This is a genomic window from Kitasatospora sp. NPDC004723 (assembly GCF_040609255.1).
Taxonomy (GTDB): Bacteria; Actinomycetota; Actinomycetes; order Streptomycetales; family Streptomycetaceae; genus Kitasatospora.
The window spans coordinates 100799-109534 of sequence record NZ_JBEXJT010000027.1; the positions used below are offsets into that span (position 1 = coordinate 100799).

Annotated in this window: 5 protein-coding genes; 3 read left to right on the forward strand and 2 right to left on the reverse strand. The window is 73.5% G+C overall.

Annotated elements, in window-relative coordinates; genetic code table 11:
• Positions 1-4: 4 nt before the first annotated feature.
• Together ABZW10_RS24285 and ABZW10_RS24290 are read right to left on the reverse strand one after the other, a co-directional pair.
• Positions 5-1261 (reverse strand): MFS transporter, encoded by a 1257-nt coding sequence (locus ABZW10_RS24285; protein WP_355369378.1) that lies wholly within the window; start codon positions 1259-1261, stop codon positions 5-7.
• A gap of 224 nt (positions 1262-1485) precedes the next feature.
• Entirely contained in the window at positions 1486-2250 is a 765-nt protein-coding gene (locus tag ABZW10_RS24290) for an HPF/RaiA family ribosome-associated protein (protein ID WP_355369380.1), read from the reverse strand.
• A 358-nt stretch (positions 2251-2608) separates the two neighbouring features.
• Between ABZW10_RS24290 and ABZW10_RS24295 the strand changes: the two genes are divergently transcribed.
• The 3 genes from ABZW10_RS24295 to pflB all read left to right on the forward strand — a co-directional run bounded on the left by ABZW10_RS24295 (position 2609) and on the right by pflB (position 8639).
• The gene (locus ABZW10_RS24295; protein WP_355369382.1) at positions 2609-3481 is read left to right on the forward strand and encodes a universal stress protein; all 873 of its coding nucleotides are present in this window, start codon (positions 2609-2611) and stop codon (positions 3479-3481) included.
• A gap of 162 nt (positions 3482-3643) precedes the next feature.
• A complete protein-coding gene (gene adhE, locus ABZW10_RS24300) occupies positions 3644-6292 on the forward strand; it encodes a bifunctional acetaldehyde-CoA/alcohol dehydrogenase (RefSeq protein ID WP_355369384.1) in 2649 nt (882 codons plus the stop codon).
• Between the two features lie 46 nt (positions 6293-6338).
• Positions 6339-8639 (forward strand): formate C-acetyltransferase, encoded by a 2301-nt coding sequence (pflB, locus tag ABZW10_RS24305; protein WP_355369386.1) that lies wholly within the window; start codon positions 6339-6341, stop codon positions 8637-8639.
• The last annotated feature ends 97 nt before the right edge of the window (positions 8640-8736 follow it).

The window sequence follows — 8736 nt, forward strand, 5'->3', positions numbered from 1 at the left end:
GGGCTCACCTGCTCTTCGCGGTGGCGGCGATGGCGGGGAGGACGGCGAGCGCGAGCAGGCCGCCGGCCAGGGAGAGGACGGCGTAGCCGCCGGTGGAGACCACGAGGCCGGAGGCCAGGCCGCCGGTCGCGCCCGCGACGGCGATGGCGACGTCCACCGTGCCCTGGGTCCTGGCGCGGGTGGCCAGCGGTGCGGCGTCGGTGATCATCGCGGTCCCGGAGACCAGGCCGAGGTTCCAGCCGAGGCCGAGCAGGGCGAGCGCGAGGGCCAGCAGGCCGACGGAGTCGGCGGGGGCCGCGGCGGCGAAGAGGCCGGCGGTGAGCAGGGTGAGGCCGGAGGCGGCGGCGACGGCGGTCGGGCCGTGCCGGTCGACCAGCCGGCCGGTCAGCGGGGAGGGCAGGTACATGGAGCCGACGTGGACGGCGATGACGAGGCCGGAGGCGCCGGTCCCGTGGCCGTGGTCGTGCATGTGGACGGGCGTCATCGTCATGATCGCGACCATGACGAGCTGGGTGAGGATCATCGTCAGCGCGCCCAGCAGCAGCACCGGACGGCGCACCTGCTCCGGCCCGGAAGCGGCGACCACCCCGGATGCTTGCGCGCGCTCCTCGCGCTGCAGCGCACGGGCGAGCAGCAGCGGGTCGGGGCGCAGCCAGCCGGCGAGGACGAGGGCCGCCAGGGCGTAGGCGGCGCCGGCGAGGAGGAACGGTCCGGCGAGGGCGGGGAGGCCGAGGTGGCCGGCGAGGGTTCCGGTGGGGGCGGCGAGGTTGGGGCCGACGACGCCGCCGAGCGTGGTGGCGACCAGGACGGTGGAGACGGCGCGGGCGCGGTGGGCGGGCGCGGCCAGGTCGGCGCCCGCGTAGCGGGCCTGGAGGTTGGTGGCCGTGCCGGCGCCGTAGACGAACAGGGCGATGAACAGCAGGACGGGGCTGTCGAGCGCGGCGGCGGCGATGACACCGGCGCTGCCGACGGCGCCGGTCAGGTAGCCCGCGGCCAGGCCCGGGCGGCGGCCCCTGGCCTGGGAGACGCGGCCGACCGCGACCGCGGCGAGGGCCGATCCGGCGGTGAACAGCGCGCTGGGCAGCCCGGCGAGGTCGGTGGAGCCGAGCATGTCCTGGGCGAGCAGGGCGCCGACGGTGATGCCGGCGGCCAGGCCGGCGCCGCTGAGGATCTGGCTGGTGACCAGGACGGTGAGGACGCGGCGCTGCGCCTCGGAGCGGGTGGGTATGCCGGTGGGGGCGGCCGGGCCGGTGCTGGTCACGGGGTGGTTCTGCCTTCGGGTGCGACGGTGGGGCTGCCGCCCGGCGTGGGCGGGGTCGCCGCCGGGCAGCCCCCACCGTAGGCCGCCCGCCGCGGAGCGCGGTAGAGGATCATGGCCAAGGGAGCCATAAGCAACGGCTATGGCCCGACCCGCCCCACAACGCGCCCGCGGCCCGGTACCACGCGTCCGTGGGACCGGGCCGTCGGATGCGGGACGGGGGCCGCTCAGTCGCGGACGGGGGTGATCAGCCCGTAGTGGCCGTCGTAGCGGTGGTAGAGGACGTTCCCGCGCCCGGTCGCCGTGTCGGTGAAGAAGACGAACGGCAGGCCGGACAGGTCGAGCCGCTCCACCGCCCCGTCCGCCGTCAGCTCCGGTACGGCGGCCGGGCTGACCGTCAGTCCGGGGACGGGCTCGGCGGTCGCGCCGGCCGAGGCGAGCCGGTGGGTGCCGGTGCGGGCGTCGCGGTAGACCACGCTGTCGGCGCCGCTCCCGGCGTCGGTGAACAGGTGGAAGGCGTAGTCCATCGCCTCCAGGTCGAGCACGGCGGCCCAGGCGCTCTGCCGGGCCAGGCCGTAGGTCTTGTGCCGGACGATCCGCCGGTCCTCGGCCGCCCGTTCGACGTGCTGCGGGCTGTGCTCCTCGCCGCCGCGGCCGACCCAGGCGCCGGTGTGGTGGCGCTGGCGCACCTTGGCGAGCTTGGTGCCCAGGCGGTCCTGGAGCCGGTCGACGGCCTCCTGCATGGTGGCGGCCGCGACCTGGGCCCGGACCGGCCGGCCGTTCAGGTCCACGACGGCCTGGGCGACGGACGGACGGACCACCGAGTGGTGCGGCTCCTGGATCAGCTTCACCCGTACCGCGAGGACCGGCTCGTGGATCCGGCGGAGCACGGCCTCGACCTTCGCCCGGGCGTAGTCGGGCGCGGCCAGCGAGACGGCGCCACGGGTGGCCACGGTGATCTCGACGGCGGGCGGGCTCTGGAGCTGGGTCATCGGAACGTCCTTTCCTGAAGGAGCCGGGACGTGAACACACCGACCGTGTCGCCGTGTTCACGGAACCGATCCTCCGGGGGCGGGCGCCGGGGAGGCAGGGCCGGAGGACCCCCTCGTGGCCGCCACCGGTCCCGGTGCGGACAGCCCGAGGGTCCCGGGTGGCCCGTGCGGGTCGGTCGCCCGCCCCCGTGACCACGGGTGGGACGGCCCGAAGGGCGCACCCGCCCCGGGACCTTCGGCGGCCGGATGGGGCTGCTCGGGCCCTGGGGCCGGGCACCCGGCGGGCGGGACGCTGGTGGCCGGACGGGGCCGCGCACACCGGTGGCGCGGACCGCCGAGGACCGGGGAGGTCGCGGACATGACGCACAACGTGACGGTGGGCATCGACGGTTCGGCGCCGAGCGCGGCCGCGGCCGGGTGGGCCGCCCGGGAGGCCGGCCGGCTCGGGCTCCCGCTGCGGATGATCCACGTGGCGGGGACCGAGGCCGACGCCCTGGAACGCGACCTGGGCGGCGGGGCCGCGCTGCCCGGGCGGGTGGCCGACATCTGCGACAGGGTCGCCGCCGAGCTGCCCGAACTGGACGTCACCTGCGAGGTGCAGCCCGGGCATCCGGCGTTCACCCTCGCCGCCGCGAGCGGGCGGGCCGAACTGCTGGTGCTGGGGTCGCGCGGCCTCGGCGGCTTCACCGGGCTGCTGATCGGCTCGGTCGGGCTGCGGACGGCCGGCCGCTCCCTGTGCCCGGTCGTCCTGGTCCGCAGCGAGGCGGACGGGCACGACGGGCTGGACGGCGACGCGGCCGGGGACGTCGTGGTGGGCGTGGAGAGCGACCGGCCGGCCGACGCCGTCCTGGAGTTCGCCTTCCGGTACGCCGCCGACCACGGTGTCGGCCTGCGGGCGGTGGAGAGCCGGACCACCTCCCACGACACCTACACGACCCGGGCCCCGGTCGAGCAGGCGGAGATCCGGGAGGCGATGGCCGCCGCCGAGCAGCTGCGGCTGGAGGACGCGCTGGCCGTCCGGCGCGAGAAGTACCCGCAGGTCCGGACGGCGGCCGAGGTGTGCCCCTGGAGCGCGGGCCGGGCGCTGGTGGAGGCCTCCCGCGGCGCCTCCCTGGTGGTGCTCGGCCGGCGGACGGCCAAGCACCCGCTGACCGGCCCTCACCTCGGTCCGGTCGCCCAGTCGGTGCTGCACCACGCGCACGCCCCGGTCGCGGTGGTCCCGCACGACTGAGTCCCGCTGTCCCGGCGGGACCAACCACCCGCCATCGCAGGGACCTTCGGACCCCGAACGGGGTCCCGTTGGGCGGATGTCCGCCGGACCCCGCGCAGGGAACCTGGAATCGAAGGCGCCCACGGCGCCGATGTCGGACGATGACCTGAAAGGCAGTCCAGCATGTCGACCCGCCCGAAGCACGACGTGAAGCCGTCGCCCACGAGCGAGCTCCCCGCCCCACCCGTCAGCGTCGACGGGCTGGTCGCCGCCGCCCTTTCCGCCCTCGAGGAGTACGCCTCCTTCACCCAGGAGCAGATCGACCACATCGTCAAGAAGGCCTCGCTGGCCGCCCTGGCCCGGCACACCGGACTCGCCGCCCTGGCGGTGGAGGAGACCGGCCGGGGCCTGTTCGAGGACAAGGCCGTCAAGAACGTCTTCGCCTGCGAGAACGTCACCCATGTGATGGCCCGCACCAAGACCGTCGGGGTGGTGCGCCGGGACGAGATCGACGGCATCGTGGAGATCGCCGAACCGGTCGGCGTGGTCGCGGGCATCACCCCGGTCACCAACCCCACCTCCACCACGATCTTCAAGGCGCTGCTCGCGCTGAAGACCCGCAACCCGATCGTCTTCTCCTTCCACCCGGCGGCGCAGCGCTGCTCCGCCGAGGCGGCCCGGATCGTCCGCGACGCGGCGGTCGCGGCCGGGGCGCCGGCGCACTGCGTGCAGTGGATCGAGGAGCCGTCGATGGCGGCGACCGACGCGCTGATGCGCCACCCGGGGGTCGCGACGATCCTCGCCACCGGCGGCAACGGCATGGTGCGGGCCGCGTACAGCTGCGGCAAGCCCGCGCTGGGCGTGGGCGCGGGCAACGTGCCGGCGTACGTCGAGCGCAGCGCGGACCTGCGGCGGGCGGTGAACGACATCGTGCTGTCGAAGACCTTCGACAACGGCATGATCTGCGCCTCCGAGCAGGCGGTGATCCTGGACGCGGAGATCCGCGACGCCGCGCTGGCGGAGTTCCGCAAGCTGAAGGCGCACCACGCGAGCGCCGAGGAGAAGGCGCTGCTGGAGCGGTACCTGTTCGGCGTCGGTGACGGGGTGTCCTGCGCGGGCGCCAAGCTGAACGCCGAGGTGGTGGGCCGCACCGCCGCCGAGATCGCGACGGCGGCCGGCTTCGAGGTGCCGGCCGACACCTCGGTGATCCTGGCCGACTGCGAGCGGGTCGGCCCGGACGAGCCGCTGACCCGGGAGAAGCTCTGCCCGGTGCTCGCCGTGCTGACCGCCGCCTCCCGCCGGGAGGGGGTCGAACTGGCCGCCGCCATGGTGGAGTTCGACGGGCTCGGGCACTCGGCCGCGGTGCACACCGAGGACGCGGCGTTCACCGAGGAGTTCGGGCACGCGGTCAAGGCCTGCCGGATCATCTGGAACGCGCCCAGTTCGCAGGGCGGCATCGGCGACGTCTACAACGCGTTCACGCCCTCGCTGACGCTGGGCTGCGGCAGCTACGGGCACAACTCGGTGGCGGGCAACGTCTCGGCCCTGAACCTGGTGAACATCAAGCGGATCGGGCGGCGGAACACCAACATGCAGTGGTTCAAGGTCCCGCCGAAGATCTTCTTCGAGCGCAACTCCGTCAAGTACCTGGCGAGCATGCCGAACGCGCGCCGGATCGTGGTGGTCACCGACCACACCATGGTGGCGATCGGCCACCTGGAGCGGATCCGGGCCGTGCTGGACCGGCGCCGGGAGCCGGTCGAGGTCCGGGTCGTCGACTACGTCGAACCCAACCCGAGCATCGACACGGTGCGCCGCGGCGCGGAGCTGATGCGGGAGTTCGAGCCGGACACCGTCATCGCGCTCGGCGGCGGCTCGCCGATGGACGCGGCCAAGGTGATGTGGCTGATGTACGAGCACCCGGAGGTGGAGTTCGCGGACCTCAAGGAGAAGTTCTTCGACATCCGCAAGCGCGCCTTCACCTTCCCCGACCTGGGCGAGAAGGCCAAGCTGGTGTGCATCCCGACCACCTCGGGCACCGGCAGCGAGGTCACCCCGTTCGCGGTGATCACCGACACCGCCACCGGCCAGAAGTACCCGCTCGCCGACTACGCGCTGACCCCGACCGTGGCGATCGTCGACCCGGCGCTCACCACCCGGCTGCCGGCCGACGTCACCGCCGACACCGGCTTCGACGCCCTCACCCACTGCATCGAGACCTATGTCTCGGTCTACGCCAACGACTTCACCGACGGCCTGGCCCTGCAGGGCGTGCGGCTGATCTTCGAGAACCTGGAGCGGGCGGTCACCGCCGGCGCGGACGACCCGCGGGCCCGGGAGCGGATGCACAACGCCGGGACGATCGCCGGCATGGCCTTCGGCTCGGCCTTCCTGGGCGCCGTGCACGCCATGGCGCACACCCTGGGCGCCACCTTCCACGTCGCCCACGGGCGGACCAACGCGCTGCTGCTGCCGCACGTGATCCGCTGGAACGGCTCGGCCCCGGCGAAGGTGACCGGCTGGCCCAAGTACCAGAGCTACCAGGCCCCGGAGCGCTACCAGGACATCGCCCGGATGCTGGGCCTGCCGGCCGCGACCCCGGAGCAGGGCGTCGAGTCGCTGGCGGCGGCGGTGGAGGAGCTGCGCGACCGGGTCGGCATCCCGCGCTGCTTCAAGGACGCGGGCGTCGACGAGGAGGCCTTCCTGGCGGCCCTGCCGCAGCAGGCGATGAACGCGTACGAGGACCAGTGCGCCCCCGCCAACCCCCGGATGCCGCTGCTCGCCGACCTGCAGCGGATGATGCGCCAGGCCTACTACGGCGACCGGGCCTGAAGACCGAGTGCCGGACAGCCGAGAGCCTGAGAAGGGACACCCCGAGATGACCACCTCGCAGCAGACCCAGACCCGGACCCAGTCGCAGCCGCGGACCGTCCCCGCCCCGGCCGGAGCCTGGGACGGCTTCGCGGACGGCCCCTGGCAGGACCGCGTCGACGTGCGCGACTTCGTCCAGCGCAACTACACCCCGTACGAGGGCGACGCCGCCTTCCTGGCCGGCCCCACCGAGCGGACCCTGGCGGTCTGGGGGCGGATCACCGAGCGCTTCCCCGAGGAGCGCGCCAAGGGCGTGTACGACGTCGCGTACGACATCCCCTCCACCATCACCGCGCACCGGCCCGGCTGGATCGACCGGGACCGCGAGCTGATCGTCGGCCTGCAGACCGACGCCCCGCTCAAGCGCGCGATCATGCCCTACGGCGGCTGGCGGATGGTCGCGGGCGCGCTGAAGACCTACGGCTACCCGGTCGACCCCGGGCTGGAGAAGGTCTTCACCGAGTACCGCAAGACCCACAACGCCGGGGTGTTCGACGCCTACACCCCGCAGATCCGGGCCGCCCGCAAGGCCGGCGTCGTCACCGGTCTGCCCGACGCCTACGGCCGCGGCCGGATCATCGGCGACTACCGCCGGGTCGCGCTCTACGGCGTGGACCGGCTGGTCGCCGCGAAGCTCGCCGAGAAGGCCGAGCTGGACGCCGCGCCCACCGACCCGGCGCGGGTGGAGGAGGTGATCCGCGGACGCGAGGAACTCGCCGAGCAGATCAGGGCGCTGCACGAGCTCAAGGAGATGGCCTCGGCCTACGGGTACGACATCTCCGGCCCGGCCGCCACTGCCCGGGAGGCGGTGCAGTGGCTGTACTTCGCCTACCTGGCGGCGGTGAAGGAGCAGAACGGCGCGGCGATGTCGCTCGGCCGCACCTCCACCTTCCTGGACGTCTACCTGCAGCGCGACCTCGGCGCCGGGCTGCTGACCGAGGAGGCGGCGCAGGAGCTGATCGACGACTTCGTCATCAAGCTGCGGATCGTCCGCTTCCTGCGCACCCCCGAGTACGACGAACTGTTCTCCGGCGACCCGACCTGGGTCACCGAGTCGATCGGCGGCATGGGCGAGGACGGCCGCACGCTGGTCACCCGGACGTCCTTCCGCTACCTGCAGACGCTGTACAACCTCGGCCCGGCGCCCGAGCCGAACCTGACCGTCTTCTGGTCGCCACAACTGCCCTGCGGCTTCAAGGAGTTCTGCGCCCGGGTATCGATCGACACCTCCTCGGTGCAGTACGAGTCGGACGAGCTGATGCGCCCGCGCTTCGGGGACGACACCGCCATCGCCTGCTGCGTCTCCGCGATGGCGGTCGGCAAGCAGATGCAGTTCTTCGGCGCCCGGGTCAACCTCGCCAAGACGCTGCTCTACGCGATCAACGGCGGCCGGGACGAGAAGTCGGGCGAGCAGATCGGCCCCGACACCGGCGCGATCACCTCGGAGGTGCTCGACTACGACGAGGTGCTGGCGCGCTTCGACGAGCAGATGGAGTGGCTGGCCGGGACGTACGTCCACGCGCTCAACGTCATCCACTACATGCACGACAAGTACGCCTACGAGCGCCTGGAGATGGCGCTGCACGACCGGGACGTGCGACGCACCATGGCCTGCGGCATCGCCGGCCTCGCGGTCGCGGCGGACTCGCTGTCCGCGATCAGGTACGCGAAGGTCACCCCGGTGCGCGACGCGACCGGGCTGGTCACCGACTACCGGATCGAGGGCGAGTACCCGGCGTACGGCAACAACGACGACCGCGCGGACTCGATCGCGGTGCACCTGGTCGAGGAGTTCATGCGCAAGGTGCGCAAGCACCCCACCTACCGGGGCGCCGAGCACACCCAGTCCGTGCTCACCATCACCTCGAACGTGGTGTACGGCAGGAAGACCGGCAACACCCCGGACGGCCGCCGGGCCGGCGAGCCGTTCTCCCCCGGCGCCAACCCGATGAACGGCCGCGACCGCCACGGCTACGTCGCCAGCGCCCTGTCGGTCGCCAAGCTCCCGTACGCGGACGCCGAGGACGGCATCTCGCTGACCCACACCGTCGCCCCGAACGGGCTCGGCCGCACGGCCGAGGAGCGGATCGACAACCTGGTCGGCGTGCTGGACGGCTACACCGCGGTCGGCGGCTTCCACATGAACGTCAACGTCCTGAACCGGGACACCCTGCTGGACGCCATGGCGCACCCGGAGAAGTACCCGCAGCTGACCATCCGGGTCAGCGGCTACGCGGTCAACTTCGTCCGGCTCACCCGCGAGCAGCAGCTCGACGTCATCGGCCGGACCTTCCACGACGCGCTGTAGGGCGTGTCCCCGCGCCGTGGGCCCCCCCCCCCCCCGGGGGGCGCCGCGCACCCCCCGCGAAACCACCCCCCCCCCGACAAAGAAAACCCCCACAAAC